The sequence below is a fragment of the Veillonellales bacterium genome (assembly GCA_039680175.1).
In the GTDB taxonomy this organism is placed as follows: domain Bacteria; phylum Bacillota; class Negativicutes; order JAAYSF01; family JAAYSF01; genus JBDKTO01.
Map to the genome: position 1 here is coordinate 58738 of JBDKTO010000067.1, position 23009 is coordinate 81746.

A 23009-nucleotide genomic window follows, 5' to 3' on the forward strand; every position below is an offset into this window, starting at 1 on the left:
CTACATTTTAGTTTCCTCTATTGTGATCTTCAACCGCCTTGCTCTGACTCTGTTAAAAACAGATGCCGGGCAATAAGCTACTGAAGATTTTTAGCGCGTTCCAAGGGACTTACTATATCCGTAATCCGCACGCCAAAATTTTCGTCAATGACAACAACTTCCCCTTTGGCAATAAGCTTGCCGTTTACCAAAATATCAACAGGCTCACCTGCTAATTTATCCAGTTCAACGACTGAACCGGGTGAGAGTTCCAGAATATCCCGAATTAATTTTCGGGTACGTCCCAACTCTACAGTAACCTGAAGCGGTACATCCATAATCAAATTAATGTTGCCTTCGTTAGCCCGCATTGCCGGCTGAGACAAGGGAGCAAATTGTACCGGCTGCACCGAGATATTCGGTGCGGACTGAGCTGGAGACGGTTGTTGGACATACGTTGCTGAAGACGGTGCAGTCGGAGCCGGTTGAGCAGGCTGCGGTGAACCAGCAGGAGGAGCCGTCGGAGAAGACGCGGCAGCCTGCTGTGCCTGATCTTCAGCCGGCTGCTGCACTGCCGACATTAGACTTTCGACCATTTCTTTCGCTACATTCACCGGCAGTATCTGCATAATTTCGCTGTCAATTAAATCTTCCACTTCCATTCGAAAAGCAATTTTCACAATACTGCCATCATCCGCTAATGAACTGGTAATGGCAGAATCGGTAGCAAAATCTACCAGATTTACATTAGGCGGTGAAATATCAATTTTTTTCTTAAACACCGTTGACATCGAAGTAGCAACCGAACCCATCATTTGGTTCATGGCTTCCCCGACAGCACTCATATATAACTCGTTTAACTCTGTTGGAGGATTAGTTCCGTCCCCGCCCATCATAAGGTCGGCAATGATGAGTGCATCGGCTTCGCGAATCGCCAGTAAGTTTGTACCCAAGATTCCATGAGTATAACCCACTTCAATCACCAAATAAGGCAATGGATACTCATTTTGAATCGTCTTTAAATCAGTTACTGAAACCCTTGGCGTAGTAATGGATACGCGCCGGCCAAGTAAAATTGACAGTGTAGTAGCGGCGCCTCCCATAGAAATATTACCGATCTCACCGAGAGCATCTTTTTCCATATCGGATAAATCGGCTACCGCATCCGGCGATGCCGCCGGTTCACCCCGCAGCAGCGCATCTATTTCCTCTTGGGAAAGAAATCCGTCACTCATCATTCTCATCTCCTTCAGAAATTATTTGCGTAATTTGTACCGCGATCGTATGATTGGATAATCCGGGCTTGCACTTGAATTTTTCACGCTGCCCGATCAAGACATTCAATTCATCGTCGACTTTAGTGCCTAAAGAAAGCACGTCGCCGACAGATAAATCCAAAAGTTCATGCACCGTAACATTAACCCGTCCAAGTTCCACATTCAAGGGAATAAGCGCCTGTTCTAACTTCTTCTGAATCGCGCTGACATGTTCCGGCAAGGATTGTTTTGCCACTGAAGATGCAACCCAAAAAGTTGTTGTCAATTTAGGCATAATCGGTTCCAAAACAAAATAAGGTATGCAAATATTAATAAGCCCTTCTGCCTGTCCAATCTTTGCCTGCAGAGTAATAATAACCACCATATCGTTAGGTGGAACTATTTGGGTAAACTGAGGATTAGTTTCTATCGCTTCCAGATGCGGTTCTATGGCAACCACTTGTTTCCAGGCTTCCGTAAAACTATCTAACGCCCGGTTAATAACCCGGCGCACAATGGCTTCTTCAATGTCCGTCAGAGAACGGGCTTTAGCCGGCGGCAGACCGGGACCGCCAAACAGCCGGTCAATAATCGAAAAAACGATATTCGGATTCAGCTCCAATATGGCGTTCCCTTTTAAGGGCTCCATATTAAAAACACTGATTACACTGGGACTGGGAAGTGAGCGAATAAATTCTTCATAAGTTAATTGATCGACAGACGCTACATTAATATGGACAAGAGCCCGCAGATGAGCGGAAAGAAACGTATTGACAAGACGGGCAAAATTTTCATGCAGCATATGCAAAGTGCGAATTTGGTCTTTGGAAAATTTATCAGGGCGCCTAAAATCATAAACTTTAATTTTTCGCTGTTTTTCTTCGGTTTGCATATCTTCGGCGGATACAACGCCCGTCGACAGCGCCGATAATAATTCGTCAATCTCCGATTGGGATAAAACGTCAGGCCCCGACATTATTCCCCCTCCTTTCACACCATTTTATTATACAACTTCCAACTCAATGCAACTATAAACTTTATTGCAAAACGAAGTTAGTAATATAGACCTCATAAACCCGATCCTCGCCTAGCGTCTTGTTGACTTCGGTCTTAATTAAATCCTTCAATTGCTCCTGCTTCGCCGGATCAAAATCCTCTATTTTTTGTGAACGTAAAATATGGACTACCGTATCCTGAATTTTAACTTCCTCAGGCGATAGCGCTTTTCCTTCTTTTGGAGCAGCTTTCTTATCCGGTTTTAACTCAAGAATCATCCCAATCTTCAAAAACCGGCCGCTGCTAGAGCCGCCAATATTTAAGACTAATCCGTCTTTAGCATCGCCCAATTTCATAAATACTCCCGGCTCCCGCTGGGCAGCTGCCTTATCTGATGCTTTGTCGCTTACAATTTTGGTGGCTATAAAATAAGAAATTCCTCCTGCCAGCAGCAGACCGACTACTACCATGCCGACAATCAGCATCATTGAAACCTTCTTTTCTCCTTCTGCCACTACCTCACCTCCAATTAACCAATAAATGCTGCCTACAAATTTATACAACTAACGAAACTTACCGAAAATTGCCCGGCGATAATCCATAACTTTGCGAACCAGCTCATCCATAGATTCTTCCACAATTAGTTTTTTTCCGTTTACCAGGGTAATCACTGTGTCCGGAGTTTCCTCAATCGTTTCAATCAGTTCGGCATTCAATACAAAATCATGATCCTTGGATTTTAAACGGGTTATTTTAATCATATTGGGACATCCTCCTTAAAAATCAAGTTACATCTGGGGGGATATTTCCCCCCAGATGTATCTATTACCGTTTCAGATTCGTCAAATCCTGCAGCATCTCATCAGCAACCGTAATAATCTTCGAATTTGCCTGGAATCCCCGTTCAGTAATAATCATATTACTGAATTCTGACGACAAATCCACATTCGACATTTCCAAAGCACCCACGGTCATGGTTGAATCTTTTAGAACATCCATTTTCCCGGAATTGCTGGACTCGCTATATAAATTATCGCCGACTTTTGTCAAACCTCCCGGATTATCGCACATCATAGTAACAACCTGACCCAGATTCCGCTCCTGGCCATTGGTAAATTTGCCAACGATTACCCCATTTGAATCAATCACCGTATTATTCAATTTGCCATCGCTATAGCCATTAGCGTCACTGGTAACCGAGGTAGCAGATGAGAACTGGGTTAATCCGGTCATATCCACAGTCAGAGTCGAACTGTTTGCGCCATTGGTAAAGGAAAGCGGCAGATTCCCGCCACCAGTGGAATAACCCCCATTCTGGGTAAAGGTAACCTTATTGGCCGGAGGAAGCGGACTGGTAACTGTCATTCCCGAATCAGAACTATTGGCTGCCCAGTACCAAGTATTTGCAGCGGGCGGTGCCGTATTGGTTGGAGTCGCGGCACCGGCTGCATACGTTCCGTGCCCGGAATACACGAGATTAAAGTTGATATTCTTGCCATCGTTAATATTTATACCAGTACCTGTGGTCATGTCGGCTACACTCTGACTGTTTAAGGTCGTTATCGTGGCCCCTTTTTCATCTTTCACTGTAATATTCCAGGTAGGTCCCGTAGCTGTAGCAATTGTAACATTCAAGTTTCTTGTTACTCCTCGATCGTCGAGAACCTTAATTGTTTCATTGTGAGTGCTACTGAGAGTATCATCAAGCGTAGTACTATCGGAAACTGAAGTTGTCTTTATCGGTTCCGCATCGGTATAGGCCACAGTACCTGCTTTGTAGCTGCCAACACCGGCCCCAGGATAAGTTAATGTAAAATCAAGGTCTCCCGCTTTAATACCCAAACCCGTACTGTTCATTTGCGCTAATGTTTGTCCAGTCAACGTAGTAAGTGTCGCACCATTCTCTTTCACCGCTACATCCCAGGTTTGCGGCGATGCGGCAGGGTTCGGCGTGACTTCAATCGTCAATGCATGCAATACTCCATTTTTATCACCAACATAAATTTGCTGGCTGGATGGAGTAGTCGAAGTGTTATCCAAAGTCGCGCCGTTAAATTGCACCGCACTGGTGATCATGGGTTTAGCAAAAACCGTGTCAACCGAATAGGCATTGCCCTTAGCGTCGTACACTTCTTTCGTTGTCGCAAATTCACGGGTACCGACTGCATCCTTGTCCGATAAATTAGCTTTAATGGTCAGCGCATCGGTTGCCTTGGCAGGAACAGTCGCCGAAGTCGGTATTTTAATCGGCACAATTGCTGACCTATCAATAACTCCGGTATCGACATTCCCCAAATACCCCATTACATGTTCACCTGTACCAGGAACAACAAAATTACCCGAAGTATCAAAGTTGAAATTGCCTGCACGAGTGTAATATGTATCCCTACCATTCTGAATCGCAAAAAAGCCCTGCCCGTTTAAGCATAAATCCGTTGGATTGCCTGTTGGCTGCGGGCTGCCGGGAGTAAACACGGTATCGACACTAGCAACACCCATGCCGAGACCAATCTGCATCGGATTCGAGCCGCCGGTGGTGGCGCTCCCACCTGAAGCTCCTTGCAATGTTTGGCTCAAAGTATCCTGAAAAGTAACCCGGCTGCCTTTAAAACCAATTGTATTAACATTGGCAATATTATTGCCGATAACATCCATACGGGTTTGGTGATTTTTCAATCCGGAAACAGCGGAAAATAAAGAACGCATCATAATAAAACAACCTCCCTATGATTTCATTTTTATCGTTGCTGCCTCAATCAGTCGGCAGCCTGCAGGGCTTCCTCGAGAGGTCCGGCCCTAAACAATTACAGCACTGTCAATATTGGTAAAAACATTATTCTTCATACTGGCTCCATCCATCGCGGTAATCACGGTTTTGTTTTTGACGCTCACCACTAACGCCAAGTTGTTATTCATCAGCACCAAGGATTCCCTGGCGCCCTTTTGTGCCGCTTTTTCAACTGCAACATTCAGCTTATTGAGTTCCGCCTGATCAAACTGAATGTTACGGCTCTCCAACCGCTGCAACGCATGCTGAGAAAACTGAACGCCGCTGATTTCCTGCTGAAGGACTTGAGCAAAGGCCAGTCCGTTGGCGACTTGGGATTTGGCTGATTTATCCGGTTGATTGATGCTGCTGGATTTCTGTAAGGGAAAAACCGGCTGCTGGGGATAATAAATGCGATTACCAGCCATAGAAATCAGCTTCCTTTCGGCGGGGTAGGAGTAGGCGCATTCTCAACCATTATGACTTGGGATAAATCGACGCTAATCGCTGCCTTATCCAAATCACCAACCATTAGCGAAGGTGTTCCATTGGTCACTTTAACAGCCGAAACAACGCCATAATATACTTGCCCGTCACTCCCGTTCCAGGTAATCTGTTTACCGATCATACTGTTGGCTTGGGTTGAAATCATGGAAGAATTCATATTTTGCATCTGCTCCAAGCTGGTGAACTGTGCCATTTGTGAAACAAACTGGGTATCATCCATTGGTTTCAGCGGATCCTGGTACTGCATCTGGGTAACCAAAAGCTTTAGAAAATCATCCTTACCAAGGGTAGATTGTTTATTTGTGACTTTTGGGGCCGCTGAAGTCCCGGAATTCGACTGTACAGAAATGTCTGACATGATTTTCACTCCTTTCTATATACGGTAATCTACACCTGATGCTGCGGCTGAGGATTGTGGACTGCCCGCCGCCTCCACCGCCTGAATAAACTCTTCGCTAACCGGCTGTCGCTTGTTTTGACTTTTCATTGTCGGCTGTTGCTGAAAATTTTCCCGCGAACCGTCGGAAAAAGATTGTCCCAGCTGGGCCGATACTCCTACATAATCAATTTTAATTCCCTGATCCGCCATTTCTTGTTTTAACTGGGGTATGGCAGATTCCAACATGCTGCGCACTTCCGCATTGCCGGAATGAAAGGTAGTACTGACTGTGCCATTTTCTACTGCCACTTTAAGGGTCAATTCTCCCAGGTGTTCCGGCTTTAGTTGGATAATCATTTCAGAATTGTGACCATTCTTTAGCAAATGAGCCTGCTGAACGATCTGTGATGTGATATCGTAAGGATCATGAACGGAATTTTGATCGGGCTGACTTGGATTGGCCGACTGCATCGCAATTTTGCCGGTAATATTCTGCTGATCGAGCAAGCCCTGAAACGCAGTAGTCGATGCGGAATTGCTATCAGACAAAGAATCCGTATTCTGCCCTGGCAAATGTTCCTTCTGACCGGTAAGCTGACCTCCGTCCTGATAAGCAGTATCATTGGCATTTGTACTATTTTTAACTATTACAGTAGATGCCTCATTAAAAATAGAATTTTTCAAATCGTCATCTTTCGCTAAAGTAGCATTACTGCCAGTTGCCATGCTAACAGAGAGTACGTGAGCATGCCCAGGCTGATTTTCTTTTTGGTCAACAACCGTCTGCTTTTGTCCAGCAGCTGATTCCTTCTGTTCGCCATTGGCTGCAACAGCTGATACAACTAAATCCTGATTGCCGCCAATTACTTCCGTTGGCTGCGCTTGTGTGACATCGAATTGTTGTGTCGTCAAAGCAGCTTTGGGCAAAATCGCAGCCTCTTGCTTTACCAATTGAAAAGGTATTGAGGGATCATTGTTACCGGTCGCCTGGGGTTGCTGCTGACTCACTGTCGATATCTGAGCATTACCGGTCGCCTGGGGTTGCTGCTGACTCACTGTCGGTATCTGAGCATTACCGGACGCCTGGGGTTGCTGTTGACTCACTGTCGATATCTGAGCATTACCGGTTGCCTGGGGTTGCTGCTGACTCACTGCTGAATCAGAAACCACTGCCCTGTCCATTGCAATAAGTTGTTGTCCGACTATACTGTTTTTCCCTTCAGGCGATGCTGCATTTTTACCCTGCCGCATCGTCGGTAACAACTCTACAATCCCCCTAGCAGGAGATTTAAGTTGTCCATTCACAGCGGCAGTAGTTTGAATTACAGTTTTTTTCTCACCAGCACCAACTGTTGAGACTTGCGGTATTGCCCCCGATAAGGAACCCCCTATTATCGGTGCGGTACCCAATAAAGCGCTGGAAACGGAACCCTTGCCATCCACTAACAGCTTTTTGTCTTTTTCGTCCTGTTCCGGTGAATCAGCCTGCTCTTTAGAATCATCCGAATTCGCTTTCCCTTTAGCTGAAGAATTCTTTGCCGTCGGTGATGATTCCCTGGCAGCACTCAAAATGCCGGCAAAACTTTGATCGGTTTTAGCAGCTTCTTCCGTAGATTGGAAACCAGAACCTTTGTCAGATAATGCTGTTTTCGAAGTCTGAATTTTTATTGGAATCATAGCCGCCATCGCATTCATTATTTCACCTCCTTTCCCAGTTCATTTATAATAAAAGGCTGATACTATCTGCCTCTCATCATCGATTGGGTCAAACGAGCAGCACGGCTGCTATCCATCAATGCCAAAATTTTAGCCACCTGCTCATCTTCCATTTTACTTAAAATCGCAATTACAGTATTGTCATCCATTTTATTCAAAATACTAACGGCCTCTTCCGGTTTCATGGCACCATATAACCTAGCCATTTTAGAAATTCGTTTATTTTCTTCCTGCTGCAGTTTCTGCATGGCCAATTTTTCCTGTTTTTCTTTTTCCGGATCCACCGGGATTGGCGCAACCGGTGCAAGAGGCAGCGCCGGCTCCACCGGCTGCAGCCCGGGAACTTGATTCTCGTCCGGCAAGCCGTCTAAATCCACCGGTTCAAAGTTAGTCTGTGGTTTGGTAAAGTATTGACCGATAATTGGGTAATTATATAATTTCCAATTATTTCCCATTCCTTGTAAATCCACTAATTTTAAATAAACGCCTGCAGCAAAACCAAGCCCGCTAAGAATAACTAAAACTAAAACAACAATTCCTATTTTAAAAAATACTCTGGAAGATTTTTTTGGAGGGGAAACGGATTTTTCTTTTTCTGCAAGTTTTGCATTTTTTTCGGCCATCTTCTATGTTAACCCACCTTGCCTAAATTGCGATGCATTCTCAGATAAAATAATATAATGATCACACTATTGATTATATAAGGACAGCACCTTTGCCACATACGACTGGGTTTCCGAATAGGGCGGAACTCCGCCGTAATTTTTTACAGCCTGCGGCCCGGCGTTATAAGCGGCGACCGCTTTAGTCATATCCCCATTAAACTCAGTCAGAAGCTGTCCCAGATATTGTACTCCCCCGTCGATGTTTTCCCGGGGATCCCGAATATTGCGGACACCCAGAGATTGGGCAGTTGACGGCATAAGCTGCATAACTCCTACCGCACCGGCAGAAGAAACCGCATCGGGAGACAAATTGGACTCTGCCGTAGCCACGGCCAACGCCAGCTTGGGATCCACACCATATTTTTTTGCCGCTAAATAAAGCATTTTTTTAATATCACTATCGTTAGCCGCGGTAGAAACTGAACTTGAAGTAATAGCTTGTCCCTGTGCTCCCGCCAAAGCCTGGGGAAAATTGCCGCTGGAGTTACTGCTGCTGGATCCTATTGAGCGTGAAAAGCGCTGCTCAATAGTATGAATCCGCTGTATTACTTGTGTCATTCCATCCATCTAATCACCTGACCCTGTTTTTCGCGCATATTGCTGAGCGCCAATTTCATCAAGACATTTCTGTTCTTCCTGTAAAACTGTGATTTGATATTGCTGAAACCGTTTTTCCCGTAACTTTTCTACGGCCTCACAGTTTTTCGCCGCTTCTTCGAAAATTTGAAGACATTCCTGGCGATTCTTTTCCGCTGCGGCAACAAAATCCTTTTGCCGCAAAATGTCCTTATTTATTTTATCGATATAATTGTGAAAGCTCTTAAATAATTCAACCGTGACTTTCTGACACTGGCGCTGGCAAAAAAGCTTTTGATATTGCGACAATTCTTCTTCAAATTTAGTAAGAACCTTAACCTCTTTATGATATTGCAAAGTTGCCATAGCAAACTGGGACTGAGCCTGCTCTTTTTTCATTTTGCGAAAATTAAGCAATGCTTCTAAACGGAAAGTAAAACGCTGCATCCCGGTCCCCCCCGTCGATCTCATTCAAGCATCAACCGACTAACGTCAGCAACCTGGAGATACTCTCCTCCATGGTTGTATTATCATAAACATCTTGCCGCAAAAACTGCTTGATTCCGCCAATTAGTCGAATTGCCTGATCAATACTGGGGTTACTTCCGGCTGCATAGGCTCCAATATTAATTAAATCCGCTGCTTCCCGGTAGGTCGCCATAATAGAGCGAACTTTTTGTGCCGCCTCATAATGTTCTTTTTGAACAACTTCCAGCATAACCCGGCTCACACTGGCTAATATATCAATAGCAGGGTAATGATTTTGCGCGGCGATGTTCCGAGACAAGACAATATGCCCGTCCAGGATACTTCGTACCGCATCCGCTATTGGTTCGTTCATGTCGTCGCCATCGACCAATACCGTATAAATTCCGGTAATGGATCCCCGGTCACCGTTACCGGCCCGTTCTAAAAGTTTAGGCAGCACAGCAAACACGGAAGGAGTATAACCTCTGGTAGCCGGCGGCTCGCCTACTGTCAGGCCAACTTCCCGCTGCGCCATAGCAAAACGAGTAACCGAATCCATCATAAGCATAACATTGGAGCCCTGGTCTCTAAAATATTCGGCAACCGCAGTGGCTGTCATTGCTCCTTTGATTCGGACCAAAGCCGGTTGATCGGAGGTAGCCACTACAACTACCGACCGCTTCAAACCTTCTTCTCCTAAGTCCCGTTCAATGAATTCGCGGACTTCCCGGCCCCGCTCACCAATTAAAGCAATGACGCTGATGTCGGCTTCCGTATTACGAGCCATCATGCCTAATAAAGTACTTTTCCCTACGCCGCTGCCGGCCATGATGCCTACTCTCTGCCCGCGGCCTAAGGTCAATAACCCGTCGATTGCACGAACTCCTACCGATAATTTCTCGCTTATGCGCCGGCGTGACAAAGGCGGCGGCGGTGCAGCATGCAACGGATATTCCAATTCAACTCCCAATGGTCCCTTTTCATCAATTGGATTGCCTAACCCATCAAGAACGCGTCCCAACAACTGCTTGCCCACTTTGACCTTTAAAGTCTGCTGAGCGGAAATCACTTCGCATCCCGGCCCGATTCCCTGCATTTCGCCAATGGGCATTAACAGCACCCGATCCTGACGAAAGCCGACAACTTCAGCCGGAATGAACGGCGTATCGTTACGGGGACACACATAACATAATTCTCCCAAATTTACACTGGGACCATGGGCTTCAATCACAAGCCCGATAATTTGCGTGATTTTCCCACTCAGCTTCATAGTATCTAGATTATTGATCGCATTGATATATCGGGCTGTATCGATCTGCTTCATGGCAGCAGCCCCTGCAACACCTGCTGAACAGCCGCAAACTGAGTATCCAGCCTGGCATCCACTGTCCCATTAGGAGTTTCAATCATACAGCCGCCAATATCCACAGCCTGATCCGCCGTAATTCTCAGTCCCTGCTCTCGCCCAATCATCTTTTGCAAATCCTGCTTTGCCTGCAAGACCATGTCAAAATCCTCTTGATTCACCCGGATCACAACCTGATCCTGATCCCGTACTTTATCTAATGCAGTCTTTACAATCGGCAAAACGGCCATGGGATTTTCCTCTATCTCCCTAGCCAAAATTTTACGGGCAATTGCCATGGCAATATCAATAACCTGACGTTCGGCGGAAGCAATCATTTCCTTTGCTTCCTGATCCGACATAGCTAAAACATGCTCTGCCTTCGCGACGGCGTCATTCAAACCTTGCTGCATTTGCTCCAATGCCGCTTGTTTTCCCTGCTGCATACCTTCCTCGTAGCCCTGCTGACGGCCAGTTGTCGCGGCTTGCTGTGTGATAATCTCAATCTGCTGATTTGCTTCTTCAATACAAGCGTTTGCTTTTGCCTTGGCGTCGGTGATGATTTTATTCGCCTCTGCTTCTGCTGCTCCAACCATACCAGTAGTTTCCGGGGAATCAAATTCCGGCTCTTCCACCGGCGTTGAAATGTCAGGCATAGAAAAATTACTAGTAATAATAACCGGATCATCCTGCAGCGATACAGATTTTATAATTTTAAACAATGATTTCGTCTCCTTTGCCACGGGAAACAATAATTTCACCGGACTCTTCAAGACGACGGATTACATTTACAATTTTCTGCTGTGCTTCCTCGACATCACGGATACGAACCGGTCCCATATATTCAATTTCCTCCCGGAGATTGTCGGCAGCCCGCTTAGACATGTTTTTATATATTTTGTCACCCACTTCACTGGAAGACGCCTTAAGGGCCAACGCCAAATCTTTCGAATCAATTTCCCGCAATACCAGCTGCAGGGAGCGATCGTCAAGCAGCACAATGTCTTCGAAAACAAACATGCGGCGCTTGATTTCCTCCGCCAGTTCCGGATTCTGGACTTCCAAATTTTCAATAATGGTACGTTCCGTCGTACGGTCAACCCGATTCAGTACTTCAACAATGGAATCCACACCGCCGGCAGCCGTAAAGTCCTGGGTTGCCAGCGACGATAATTTACGTTCCAATATACGCTCCACATCTTTTAATACATCCGGCGAAGTCCGGTCCATAGTGGCAATTCGTTTTGCCACATCCACCTGACGATCCGGCGGTAAGGCGGAAAGAATAGCAGCAGACTGTTCCGGATTCAAATAAGCCATGATCAAAGCAATCGTTTGAGGATGCTCATTCTGGATAAAATTCAATAATTGAGCCGGGTCTGTTTTTCGGGCAAAATCAAAAGGACGAATTTGAAGACTGGAAGTAAGCCGGTTAATAATCGCTACTGCCTTTTCTGTTCCCAGTGCTTGCTCCAAAATCTCTCGGGCATAGTCCAAGCCGCCGGAGGAAAGATACTCTTGCGCCAAGGCCATTTGGTGAAATTCAGTTAAAACTTTGTCCTTTTGCTCTTGTGTCACTTGCCGCTGATTGGCAATTTCTAATGTTAATTTTTCAATTTCATCTTCCCGCAAATGCTTAAACACCTGGGCGGAAATTTGAGGTCCAAGAGCGATCAAGAGTATTGCTGCTTTTTGTTTCGTCGTCATCTCATTTGATTGATACACCTTGTTCCCCCCCTGTTTACTCATCAGCTAGCCATGACTTAATTAATTGGGCAACATCTTCTGGTTTCGATTTAGCCAGTTTTTCAATTTCTTCCCGCTGTTCAATTCTTTCTCTTTCCTGTGGGCTGAGTTCATTTTCGTTCTGAATATTCAATTCCTGATCACCAGGCAAAGTAGCTGCTATTTCTTGCAGTTCCTCTTCTCTTTCCCGCCGCCGGGCAACCATTCGGATGATATATAAAACCGCGGCCAGCGCCAATACACCTAGCCCGATTTTAAGCCACAAGGCGTGAGTCTGCTGTCTTTGATTTTCTTCTTCTTCCTTCTTCTGCTTATCAGCCAATTCCGTATTGAAGGCAATGCTTTCCACAGAAATCGTATCTCCCCGGGTAGGATTGATCCCTATCGCCGAAGAAACCGTTTTCATAATACTGTCCTGCTGGTTTCGATTGATATCGGCATCAACCAGCACTGCCACTGTCAGCCGTTTTATCGACCCCGGTGTTGCCACCACTTTTTCTTTGGTTTCGTTGATTTCATAATTTCGCGTTGCTTCTTTCTTTTCATAATTGGACTGAGGATTGTTGTTAGTATTCGCCACATATCCCGGTATATTGGAGGTTGTGCCAGGAGGGCCTCCCTGGCCTGTCCCGCCGCCTTTATAGCTTTCATTGATATCCTGAGAGCTTCTGATAATTCCTTTATCATCCACCACCGGTTCAAAAGTCTGCTTGTCCACAGTCCGCTGATCAAAGTTAAGTTCCACATTGACCCGGACTGCCGTCTTCCCGGACCCCAATACCTGTTCCAGCAGAGTTTGAACATTCTTTTGCAAGTCATCCTGGACTTTCTTTGTCATTTCAATTTGTGTTAAACTTCCCGCGCTGGTTACTCCCATAGGATCAGCCGGATCATTCAGCACACGAGCATCACTATCAACCACAGTCACATTTTCCGGTTTAAGTCCCTGAATGCTATGAGCCACAAGGTTAACGATACCTTTTACCTGTTCCCGCGATAACTGAGCCGAAGGCCGCAATTTTAACATAATGGAAGCCGTTGCCGGTTTTTCATTCTTTTTATACAAGCTGTCTTCCGGTAAGACAATATGTACTCTGGCTTTTTCTACTTCCGACATTTGTTCTATCGTGCGGGTAAGTTCTCCTTGCAGTGCCTGAAGCAGATATACCTTATTTTGAAATTCCGTGGCACCGAACTTATTTTGGTCAAATATTTCAAAACCTTTATTGCCCCGGGGTAACCCCTGACTGGCCAAATCCAGCCGAACGCGATAAACATCCTTTGACGGAACTAATATCGTCGTCCCATTGCCGCTTATTTCATTCGGGATCTTCATTTCTTTTAGTTTTGCCACAACTTCACCTGCGTCTTTAGCTTCCAAATTAGTAAATAAAGGCACATAATCCGGCCGTCCGCCCCACCAATAACTCCAGGCTACTATAACAGCAAAAATTAGCACGGCTGAACCAACTATGAGATACCTTTGTTTTTTACCAAGGTTTTGCCATAGGCGCAGAGACTGTTCCTTCCATTCGGCCATCGTCTCCACCCTTTCAAGTGACGAATTACTCTATATTATACCTGCATTCGCATAACTTCCTGATAGGCATCGACAACTTTATTACGTACCTGCATGGTTAATTGTAGTGCAATCGTCGCCTTTTCAGCCGCAATCGTTACTTGAGAAATATCCTGTATCTTTCCTGCCGCTAAATCCAAAGAAGCCTGAGCGGAATCATTCTGTAATTTATTTACATCGTTCAACGCATCAGTAAGAAATTGACCAAAGTCCTTAGTGCCGACTGCTGCCGCTGAACCTGATTCGCTAGTAGATTTTCCCTGCACCGGCAGTAATTTCAATGGTGCAATACCCATAATTTATCTTGCCTCCCTACTTGCCTATTTCTAACGCTTTCATTGCCATACTTTTCGCTGCATTCACCGCAGTAACATTCGCTTCATAAGCTCGGGTGGCAGTAATCATATCCACCATTTCGGACACAATATTCACATTTGGCATCTCCACATAGCCATCCTGATTCGCATCAGGATGATTTGGATCATAAACCCTGCGGGTAGGTGACTTATCCTTTTCTATACCGGTTACCCGAACGCCCGAACCGCCATCCAGCTCCTGGGAAAGCATCTGAGAAAATGCCATTTCCCCGGAACGGGGTTCAAATATGACGATCTGCCGGCGATAAGGACCGCCTTCTGCCGTCCGGGTCGTATTGGCATTGGCAATATTATTGGAAATCACATCCATACGCAGGCGCTCGGCAGTCAGACCGGAAGCCGAAGCGTCAATAGCGCCAAACATTCCCATTATTAACGTCTCCCTTTATTGAAAATTTCACTTAATTTAACTTCCTTTAATAGCGGATTTAAGATTGGTAAAATACGTGCCTAACTGTTGAGCCACCGCATCATAATAGATACTGTTCTTAGCAAGGCCGGCCATTTCCACGTCAATATCCACGTTATTTCCGTCTGTTCGAAAGGCAGTACTGTCATCGGTGCTAAGCAGCGGTAAAATTTTATCATTCCCCGGTGTTGGTATATGCTGTTCTTGCGTCCTTGTAAGTTGCAATTTCCCACCATTTACCGCATCCTGCAATAAATCCTCAAAAATAACAGTGCTCTTTTTAAAACCTGGCGTATTGACATTGGCAATATTATTACTGATTACTTTTTGTCTGAGTGAAGCTGCGCTAAGTGCTTGTTCTAACACAGAAACTTGTGATGATGCTAAAAGTGATCTTAGCACGACAAATCCTCCAATATTTTACGTAAAAATATTTTACGCATTTTTATCTTACCCATTTCTACATTCTTTTCCAAAATCCTTTAAAATAGTGGCTTAGCTTCAAAAAATGGGGCTGTCGTACTAAGAAATTAGTGCGACAGCCCCATGCAAAAGCGCCTTATTTTTTTAACTTATTAAGTTCCTCTAACAATCGATCATTCAGAACCTTTATATAGGTTCCTTTCATTCCCAAAGATTTCGACTCAATCACACCGGCACTTTCAAATTTCCGTAACGCATTGACTATGACGGAGCGGGTAATACCAACCCGATCCGCGATCTTACTGGCGACCAACAGCCCCTCATTGCCGTCCAGCTCGTTTAAAATGTGCATTACGGCTTCCAGTTCCGAATAGGATAAAGTTCCCAAGGCCACCTGTACCGTTGCTTTTTTCCGAGCTTCCTCCTCAATCTTCTCACTGCGATCCCGTAGAATCTCCATTCCTACAACTGTAGCGCCATATTCTGCCAACACTAAATCATCATCATTCATTTCATCATTAAATTTTCCGACAATCAAGGTGCCGATTCGTTCCCCTACGCCATGGATCGGCACAATACTAGTATATTTATCACTAAACATGCAGGCAACACCCTCGCTAAATGCGCACATCCCTCTTTTTAATCGCAAATTAGGCGAAGTTTCGGTCACTTTAAGCAGCCATTCAACATAATACTCGGGGAAATGCCCCAGCTGCAAAACACGCTCCCGCATCAAATTGCATTCAAAATCATCCTGTAAAGCATACCCCAGAACATCTCCCGTTTTACTTGCAATGTAAACATTAGCGCTGATAACGCTGCTTAATACCCGAGATATTTCATCGTATTCTACCTTTTCCGATTTCTGTAACAGTTTATTTATTTTTCGAGCGCGGTCCAACATTATCGACATGAATAATCCACCTTTCTCTAGGCTGTTCACCTATCATAATCTTTTAAAACAAACTTATAAAATAAACCGGCTCAAATCCTGATTTACCACTATATGAGCCAATTTTTCATTTACATAAGCACGATCAATAACAACCACTTTGTCCGATACATCCGGTGCATCAAACGCCAGATCTTCCAATAACTTTTCCATAATGGTATGCAACCGCCTGGCACCGATATTTTCGGTTTGCGCATTAACCTCACAAGCAATATTTGCTATTTCATCAATAGCATCTTCGGAAAATTTAATTTTTATTCCTTCTGTTTCCAGCAGCATAATATATTGCTTTATCAAGGCATTTGCCGGTTCCGTCAGTATTTGGCGAAAATCATCCTTCGATAAGCTGGTTAACTCCACCCTGATAGGGAAGCGTCCTTGCAATTCCGGTATCAGGTCGGATGGTTTGGAAATATGAAATGAACCGGCAGCAATAAACAAAACGTGATCGGTTTTCACCGGGCCATATTTGGTCATAACGGTTGATCCTTCAACAATCGGCAGTATATCACGCTGCACACCTTCCCGTGAAACGTCTGGCCCTGAAGAATGGCCGGGGCCGGAAATTTTATCAATTTCATCAAGAAAAATAATGCCGTAATTCTCCGCCAAATTGATAGCAACCGTATTCACTTCATCCATATCAATTAATTTTTGGGCTTCCTCCTGGATAAACAGTTTCCGAGCGTTAGCTACCGTAACCTTGCGCTTCTTCTGCTTCCGGGGCAAGAAATTGCCCAGCATATCCTGAATATTCATTCCCATCTCTTCAACGCCGGACCCGGCAAACATGCCCAGCATCGGATTGGAAGTGTCCTCTACAGTAATCTCAATTAAACTGTCTTCCAGCTCGCCATTATTCAGCTTTTTCTGCCACTCTTCCTGACTTTTATCCGGATTAGGTGAAGGCTCCGGTGCCTGAGCTTCTTGCTGCTTCTCAATACCGCTGCTGGCGGAAAATAACATTTCAAACGGATTCTTAGACGACTCTTTCTTTGTCGCTGGCCGAAAATATTCCAGTATTCTCTCATCCGCCAATTTACGTGCCTGATCATTCACCGCCAGCATTTTTTGCTGCTTGACGATGCGAATCGCAGTTTCAACCAAATCCCGTATCATCGATTCAACATCCCGTCCTACATAACCCACTTCAGTGAATTTTGTTGCTTCTACTTTAACAAAAGGAGCATTCACTAATTTGGCCAGCCGTCGGGCGATCTCAGTTTTTCCCACTCCGGTTGGACCGATCATGAGAATGTTCTTAGGGATTATTTCCTCTTTAAATTCGGCAGGCAGTTGTTTGCTGCGCCAGCGATTGCGCAAGGCTACGGCTACGGATTTCTTAGCCTGCTGTTGACCAACAATATATTTGTTCAATTCAGCCACAATCTGTTTAGGCGTCAGTTCGATCAACTTCATCCCCCCTAATCATAATTCCTCTACCATAATGTGATCGTTTGTGTAAATACAAATAGCTGAGGCAATTTCAATTGCTTCCCTGGCAATTTCAGCCGCCGATAAATCAGAATGCTTGATCATCGCCCGGGCGGCCGATAGCGCATAAGCTCCACCGGAACCGATGGCAGTTACCCCGTCATCAGGCTCAATCACTTCGCCATTACCGGATATAATTAACATATGCTCTGCATCAGCAACAATAAGTAATGCCTCTAATCGTCGTAATACCCGATCCATACGCCACTCTTTCGCCAGTTCAACAGCCGAACGCATCATATTGCCGTTAAATTCCTCAAGTTTGACTTCAAATTTACTAAAAAGGGTAAACGCATCGGCAACTGAGCCGGCAAATCCGGCTAAAACTTTCCCGTGATACAAACGGCGAACCTTTTTTGCGTTATGCTTCATCACCGTATTGCCTCCAAAAGTAACTTGACCATCGCCAGCAATCGCAACTTTATCTCGGTGATGAACCGCGACGATTGTTGTAGCATGAAACATAAAGGTCACCTCCTAAGCGCCTAGATTGGTATACTGACTGCAATCTCTTTTAAATGTCTCCTATTTCCCAAATTCATAAGCTAAGAATGAATCAGCAGCAACGTCACATTTGCAAAAAGCGCCTCACCAACATCTTGCGAAATTGCAAATACGACGAAACATTCAATATCTGCGTAAGTTCGTAAGGGTGTGCTGTGAAGCGTTCTGTTCAATCGATAGATATGGAGGAACTGCTGTATTGGCTGAGTCAATTTTTTCGGCCACACTTTAAAGCGAACTGTAACAAGATATGCTAATTTATACTAGCATAGCCAAGAAAATTATGCAAGAATATTGTCGAATTTTTCTTTAAATTTCCTCAAATTTGTCATTGAGCGCTCTGCGATAAGACTGTTCTTGACCTTTTTATCCTTAATCCGCTGCTCCAGCGGTATCATTAAACCGAAATTAATATTCATCGGCTGAAAGTGGGAAGGATCTGCCTCCGTAATATACCGGCTTAAAGCGCCGTGAGCTGTTTCAGCGGGAAACACAAGGGGCTCTTTCCCTTTAGCCAGGCATAGCGCATTAATTCCTGCCATCAGACCGGATGCGGCAGATTCCACATAGCCTTCCACTCCGGTAATCTGACCGGCAAAAAAGATATCCGGTCGGATTTTCATTTGCATAGTGGACTGCAAAATTCGCGGCGAATTAATAAAAGTATTGCGGTGCATCACGCCAAAACGAAGAAACTCCGCCTGCTCCAAGCCGGGAATCAAATGAAATACCCGTTCCTGCTCCGGCCATTTTAAATGAGTTTGAAAACCGACAAGATTAAACAGTGTCCCGGCAAAATTGTCCTGCCGCAATTGAATAACCGCATAAGGAATTTTCCCTGTGGACGGATTGATTAATCCCACCGGCTTTAGCGGTCCAAACCGCAATGTGTCTATTCCCCTTGCCGCCATTTCCTCTACCGGCATACAGCCTTCAAAGAAAACGGTCTTCTCAAAATTTTTAACCGGTGTTGTCTGCGCTTGAGTCAATTCATTCCAAAAATTTTCATATTCTACTTTATTCATCGGACAATTGAGATAATCTTCGTCCCCCTTGCCATAACGGGAAGCCCGAAATATTTTATTCATATCCAGGGATTCTCCTGTTACTATTGGCGCTGCGGCATCGTAAAAATACAAATAATCCTGTCCGGTCAGTTCTCCGATCGCTTGTGATAACGCCGGCGAAGTTAACGGCCCACTGGCAATAATCAAAAGCTCGCAGCGGGGAATGTCGGTAATTTCCTCATGAATTACATTCACCCGGGGATGAACGGTCAATGCATTCGTTATGTAAGCACTAAATGATTGGCGATCAACTGCCAACGCTCCTCCTGCCGGTACCCTGCTATTGTCTGCCGCCTTCATGATCAAGGAATCAAAGCGCCGCATTTCTTCTTTCAATAGCCCGACTGCATTTTCAACTGCAGTTGCCCGCAGGGAATTGCTGCAAACCAATTCGGCAAACTGATCCGTATGGTGGGCAGGCGGCATGACCTTAGGCCGCATTTCGTATAACTCAACGTCAATTCCTGCCTGAGCAATTTGCCAGGCGGCCTCGCTTCCGGCCAAACCGGCTCCAATCACAGTTACCTTAGCCACTTTTCTTCCTCCGATTCGCCGATTGCTTAGTTTTCGCTTTCTTTGTTCCTGCTTTTTTCGTTTCTTTCGAATTTGCTGTTACTTTACTTGTTTCCTTCGCCAAATCAGCCTGCCTAGTTGGACAAGCATCATTACTGCAAATCGTTACAAAGCGGCCATTTTTAAAATTATGACGAGTCATAAACGAACCGCAGGTTTGACAACTCTCCAGCAGCGGCACATCCCAGGTAACAAAATCGCATTCAGGATAATTTTTGCAGCCATAAAACACTTTACCGCGTTTTGTGCGCCGCTCGACAATCGCTCCGGCGCATTTGGGGCACTTCACTCCGGTATCTTTTAAAATAGGTTTCGTATTGCGACAATCGGGAAACCCGGGACAAGCCAGAAACTTTCCATAGCGTCCGTGCTTAACAACCATATACCGGCCGCATTTCTCGCAGGGAACGTCGGAAACTTCCACCGGGATTTCCGCGTCGCCGATTTCTTCTTCCGCATGAGCTAACGTGGCGGCAAAAGGTTCATAGAATTCTCTCAACAGTTGAATATGGGATCCCTGTCCTTCGGCAATTTCATCTAATTGATCCTCCATACCCGCCGTAAACTCAACATCGACAATAGCTTTAAAATATTGCTTTAACAGGTCAACGACAACAAATCCCAGTTCCGTCGGCTCAAACCTTTTTTCTGTTCGAATCACATACCCCCGGGCCAGAATGGTCTCAATAATTGGTGCATACGTGCTGGGACGTCCGATTCCCTTCTCTTCCAATGTCTTTACCAAAGATGCTTCACTAAATCGGGACGGCGGCTCGGTAAAATGCTGCTGGGAAACCAGCTTATACAGTCTCAGCTTCTGACCTGCCGTTAATTCCGGCAGTGTCGTTTCTTTTTCTTTTTCCTGACTCTCTTTGCTTTCCGTATAAACAGCCATAAATCCGTCAAATTTAATTTTTGATCCGTTAGCCCGCAACTTGTAGCATCCTGCCCCAATGTCTACGGTAACTGTATCATACACAGCAGCCGCCATTTGGCTGGCAATAAACCGCTCCCAAATGAGCGTATATAATCTCAACTGATCACGAGATAAATGAGCTGCGATCTTCTGTGGCACTGCGTCAAAACTGGTGGGGCGAATCGCTTCATGAGCATCCTGCGCTTTTTTCTTTACCGAATATACCGGCGGTTTATCCGGTAAATAGGAACCGCCGTAACCAAGTTCGATATATTTACGGGCATCTTCCTGGGCTGAATCCGCAATTCGGGTGGAATCGGTACGCATATAGGTAATTAATCCGACCGTTCCCGCTTTACCAATATCCAATCCCTCGTATAACTGCTGCGCGACCATCATTGTTTTCCTTGTTGTAAATCCCAGCTTACGGGATGCGTCCTGCTGCAAACTGCTGGTTGTAAAAGGCGCTGCCGGATTGCGGCGTCTTTCCCGACGTTTCACCGTCAAAACGGTAAACTCTGCTTGTTCAAGCTCGGATTTTATCTGTTCGGATTGTTTTTCGCTGACAATTGATATTTTCTCCCCATCCTGCAAAATCAGTTGAGCATCAAACAGGGCTGACCTGGGTTTTTCCCGCAGTTTTGCCGTCATAGTCCAATACTCTTCCGGAATAAAAGCCTGAATTTCTTTTTCCCGGTCACAGATAAGCCGTACGGCAACCGACTGTACTCGTCCGGCGCTAAGCCCTTTACGAACCTTGCGCCACAGCAGCGGGCTTAATTTATAACCGACAATCCGATCCAGGATCCGTCGAGCCTGCTGGGCGTCAACCCTGGCCATATTAATCGACCGGGGATGTTTCACAGCATTTTGAATAGCCGGTTTGGTAATTTCATTAAATTCTATGCGACAATTTTCTGTGGGAGGTATGTCTAAAATATAGGCCAAATGCCAGGCAATAGCCTCGCCCTCCCGATCCATATCAGACGCCAGATACACAACATCAACCGTCTTTGCCGCCGTTTTTAAACTTTTTATAATATCGCCTTTACCGCGTATATTAATATATTTAGGCGTAAAATCATTTTCAACATCCACGCCAAACTGACTTTTGGGTAAATCGCGCAAATGCCCCATAGAAGCCCGGACAATATAATTTTTCCCTAAAAATTTCTCAATTGTTTTTGCTTTTGCTGGAGACTCCACAACAACAAGCGCTTTACTCAACTGACTCCCTCCCCGGCAGCACGGACGTAGCACTGACCGCTGCATTCCGTCACCAGCCCACGCAATTCTAATTGCAATAATATATATGTAATCGTAGTTGGTAACCCATTTGTTTTAAGAATAATTTCTTCAATTCCCAAGGGAGTGTCGTAAGAAAGAACAGCGTAAACATTCTTTTCTTCATCCGTAAGAGACAATTCAGCCTTCTTATTGCGCCTATCCTCCGGCTGCAGATGATATTCTTCCAGAACATCATCTGCAGAATCAATAATTTTTGCGCCTTGCTTAATCAGCCGGTGAGTGCCCTTACTCTGCGAAGAAAAAATACTGCCGGGAACAGCAAATACATCCCGTCCCTCTTCCAATGCATAATCGGCAGTAATCAATGCCCCGCTCTTTTCCGCAGCCTCAACAACAATAACTCCCTGCGACATCCCGTTGATAATCCTGTTTCTGGCGGGAAAATGACCGGGATGAGCCATGGTTCCGGGGGCGTATTCAGAAATTACAGCACCTTTCTCGGCAATTTCAGCCAGCAAGCGACCATTTTCCGGCGGATAATTCACATCTACCCCACACCCCAGTACCGCAACAGTAGACCCTTTTGTCAGGGCGCCGGTATGAGCCGCAGTATCAATCCCGCGGGCGGCGCCACTGACGATGCAAAAACCAGCTTGAGCCAATTCAGCGCTCAGCATCCTAGCAGCATTTCTGCCATATGCTGAAGCCTGCCGCGCACCGACAATAGCGATTATATTTTTTACCTCAGGCAGCCTTCCCCGATAAAATAATACCATAGGGGGATTGTAAATATTGCGCAGGAGAAACGGATACTCCGCATCGTCAATCGAGCATATTTGTATACCCTGTTTTTCCCATTGCCGTACTGCTGTATGTATATTTATATTTTTCCGCTGTACCAACAATTTACTACAGGTATTCCGATCAAGACACCCCGACGACAGCAGATCTTTTTCATCAGCCTGCCAAACCTGTTGCGCACTGCCAAAAAAATCGAACAGCTGTCTCGTCCGCGTTGCCCCAATTCCCGGTATCATTTGCAAAGCCGCCAAATACAACTTGTTCAT

Annotated in this window: 24 protein-coding genes; all 24 read right to left on the bottom strand. The window is 45.3% G+C overall.

From position 1 onward, the window contains the following. Nucleotides 1-77: 77 nt before the first annotated feature. Nucleotides 78-1214 (bottom strand): flagellar motor switch phosphatase FliY, encoded by a 1137-nt coding sequence (gene fliY / locus ABFC84_10565; protein ID MEN6413182.1) that lies wholly within the window; start codon nucleotides 1212-1214, stop codon nucleotides 78-80. Then, nucleotides 1207-2211, bottom strand: a complete 1005-nt coding sequence (fliM, locus tag ABFC84_10570; protein MEN6413183.1) for a flagellar motor switch protein FliM — start codon at nucleotides 2209-2211, stop codon at nucleotides 1207-1209. The genes fliY and fliM overlap by 8 nt, the downstream gene beginning before the upstream one ends. Before the next feature lie 61 nt (nucleotides 2212-2272). Further along, nucleotides 2273-2746 (bottom strand): flagellar basal body-associated FliL family protein, encoded by a 474-nt coding sequence (locus ABFC84_10575; protein ID MEN6413184.1) that lies wholly within the window; start codon nucleotides 2744-2746, stop codon nucleotides 2273-2275. Nucleotides 2747-2794: 48 nt separating this feature from the next. Next, nucleotides 2795-2992, bottom strand: a complete 198-nt coding sequence (locus ABFC84_10580) for a flagellar FlbD family protein (GenBank protein ID MEN6413185.1) — start codon at nucleotides 2990-2992, stop codon at nucleotides 2795-2797. A 64-nt stretch (nucleotides 2993-3056) separates the two neighbouring features. Further along, complete coding sequence (locus tag ABFC84_10585) at nucleotides 3057-4940, bottom strand: flagellar hook-basal body complex protein (protein MEN6413186.1); 1884 nt, start codon at nucleotides 4938-4940, stop codon at nucleotides 3057-3059. 87 nt (nucleotides 4941-5027) lie between these two features. After that, nucleotides 5028-5426, bottom strand: a complete 399-nt coding sequence (locus ABFC84_10590; protein MEN6413187.1) for a TIGR02530 family flagellar biosynthesis protein — start codon at nucleotides 5424-5426, stop codon at nucleotides 5028-5030. 5 nt (nucleotides 5427-5431) lie between these two features. Beyond that, entirely contained in the window at nucleotides 5432-5863 is a 432-nt protein-coding gene (locus tag ABFC84_10595; protein ID MEN6413188.1) for a flagellar hook capping FlgD N-terminal domain-containing protein, read from the bottom strand. A gap of 15 nt (nucleotides 5864-5878) precedes the next feature. Further along, entirely contained in the window at nucleotides 5879-7579 is a 1701-nt protein-coding gene (locus ABFC84_10600) for a flagellar hook-length control protein FliK (GenBank protein MEN6413189.1), read from the bottom strand. 44 nt (nucleotides 7580-7623) lie between these two features. After that, nucleotides 7624-8223, bottom strand: coding sequence for a hypothetical protein (locus ABFC84_10605; GenBank protein MEN6413190.1), 600 nt, complete (start codon nucleotides 8221-8223; stop codon nucleotides 7624-7626). A 66-nt stretch (nucleotides 8224-8289) separates the two neighbouring features. Continuing rightward, the gene (locus tag ABFC84_10610) at nucleotides 8290-8823 is read right to left on the bottom strand and encodes a lytic transglycosylase domain-containing protein (GenBank protein ID MEN6413191.1); all 534 of its coding nucleotides are present in this window, start codon (nucleotides 8821-8823) and stop codon (nucleotides 8290-8292) included. A gap of 9 nt (nucleotides 8824-8832) precedes the next feature. Beyond that, a complete protein-coding gene (gene fliJ, locus ABFC84_10615) occupies nucleotides 8833-9288 on the bottom strand; it encodes a flagellar export protein FliJ (GenBank protein MEN6413192.1) in 456 nt (151 codons plus the stop codon). A 31-nt stretch (nucleotides 9289-9319) separates the two neighbouring features. Further along, nucleotides 9320-10633, bottom strand: coding sequence for a flagellar protein export ATPase FliI (gene fliI, locus ABFC84_10620; GenBank protein MEN6413193.1), 1314 nt, complete (start codon nucleotides 10631-10633; stop codon nucleotides 9320-9322). Next, nucleotides 10630-11376: a FliH/SctL family protein gene (locus ABFC84_10625; protein ID MEN6413194.1), complete on the bottom strand. Its 747-nt coding sequence runs from the start codon at nucleotides 11374-11376 to the stop codon at nucleotides 10630-10632. Before ABFC84_10625 ends, fliI begins: the two co-directional genes overlap by 4 nt. Then, the gene (fliG, locus tag ABFC84_10630) at nucleotides 11369-12379 is read right to left on the bottom strand and encodes a flagellar motor switch protein FliG (protein MEN6413195.1); all 1011 of its coding nucleotides are present in this window, start codon (nucleotides 12377-12379) and stop codon (nucleotides 11369-11371) included. Before fliG ends, ABFC84_10625 begins: the two co-directional genes overlap by 8 nt. A 16-nt stretch (nucleotides 12380-12395) precedes the next feature. Continuing rightward, entirely contained in the window at nucleotides 12396-13940 is a 1545-nt protein-coding gene (gene fliF, locus ABFC84_10635; GenBank protein ID MEN6413196.1) for a flagellar basal-body MS-ring/collar protein FliF, read from the bottom strand. Between the two features lie 35 nt (nucleotides 13941-13975). Continuing rightward, nucleotides 13976-14275, bottom strand: a complete 300-nt coding sequence (fliE, locus tag ABFC84_10640; GenBank protein MEN6413197.1) for a flagellar hook-basal body complex protein FliE — start codon at nucleotides 14273-14275, stop codon at nucleotides 13976-13978. A gap of 16 nt (nucleotides 14276-14291) precedes the next feature. Beyond that, complete coding sequence (gene flgC / locus ABFC84_10645) at nucleotides 14292-14726, bottom strand: flagellar basal body rod protein FlgC (GenBank protein ID MEN6413198.1); 435 nt, start codon at nucleotides 14724-14726, stop codon at nucleotides 14292-14294. A gap of 36 nt (nucleotides 14727-14762) precedes the next feature. Then, entirely contained in the window at nucleotides 14763-15167 is a 405-nt protein-coding gene (gene flgB / locus ABFC84_10650) for a flagellar basal body rod protein FlgB (protein ID MEN6413199.1), read from the bottom strand. Nucleotides 15168-15324: 157 nt separating this feature from the next. After that, a complete protein-coding gene (gene codY / locus ABFC84_10655; GenBank protein MEN6413200.1) occupies nucleotides 15325-16101 on the bottom strand; it encodes a GTP-sensing pleiotropic transcriptional regulator CodY in 777 nt (258 codons plus the stop codon). 54 nt (nucleotides 16102-16155) lie between these two features. Beyond that, the gene (gene hslU, locus ABFC84_10660) at nucleotides 16156-17559 is read right to left on the bottom strand and encodes an ATP-dependent protease ATPase subunit HslU (GenBank protein ID MEN6413201.1); all 1404 of its coding nucleotides are present in this window, start codon (nucleotides 17557-17559) and stop codon (nucleotides 16156-16158) included. Nucleotides 17560-17568: 9 nt separating this feature from the next. Then, complete coding sequence (gene hslV / locus ABFC84_10665) at nucleotides 17569-18099, bottom strand: ATP-dependent protease subunit HslV (GenBank protein MEN6413202.1); 531 nt, start codon at nucleotides 18097-18099, stop codon at nucleotides 17569-17571. Nucleotides 18100-18419: 320 nt separating this feature from the next. Further along, nucleotides 18420-19739: a methylenetetrahydrofolate--tRNA-(uracil(54)-C(5))-methyltransferase (FADH(2)-oxidizing) TrmFO gene (gene trmFO, locus ABFC84_10670; GenBank protein ID MEN6413203.1), complete on the bottom strand. Its 1320-nt coding sequence runs from the start codon at nucleotides 19737-19739 to the stop codon at nucleotides 18420-18422. Further along, nucleotides 19732-21921, bottom strand: coding sequence for a type I DNA topoisomerase (gene topA / locus ABFC84_10675; GenBank protein ID MEN6413204.1), 2190 nt, complete (start codon nucleotides 21919-21921; stop codon nucleotides 19732-19734). The genes trmFO and topA overlap by 8 nt, the downstream gene beginning before the upstream one ends. Further along, entirely contained in the window at nucleotides 21918-23009 is a 1092-nt protein-coding gene (dprA, locus tag ABFC84_10680; GenBank protein ID MEN6413205.1) for a DNA-processing protein DprA, read from the bottom strand. The genes topA and dprA overlap by 4 nt, the downstream gene beginning before the upstream one ends.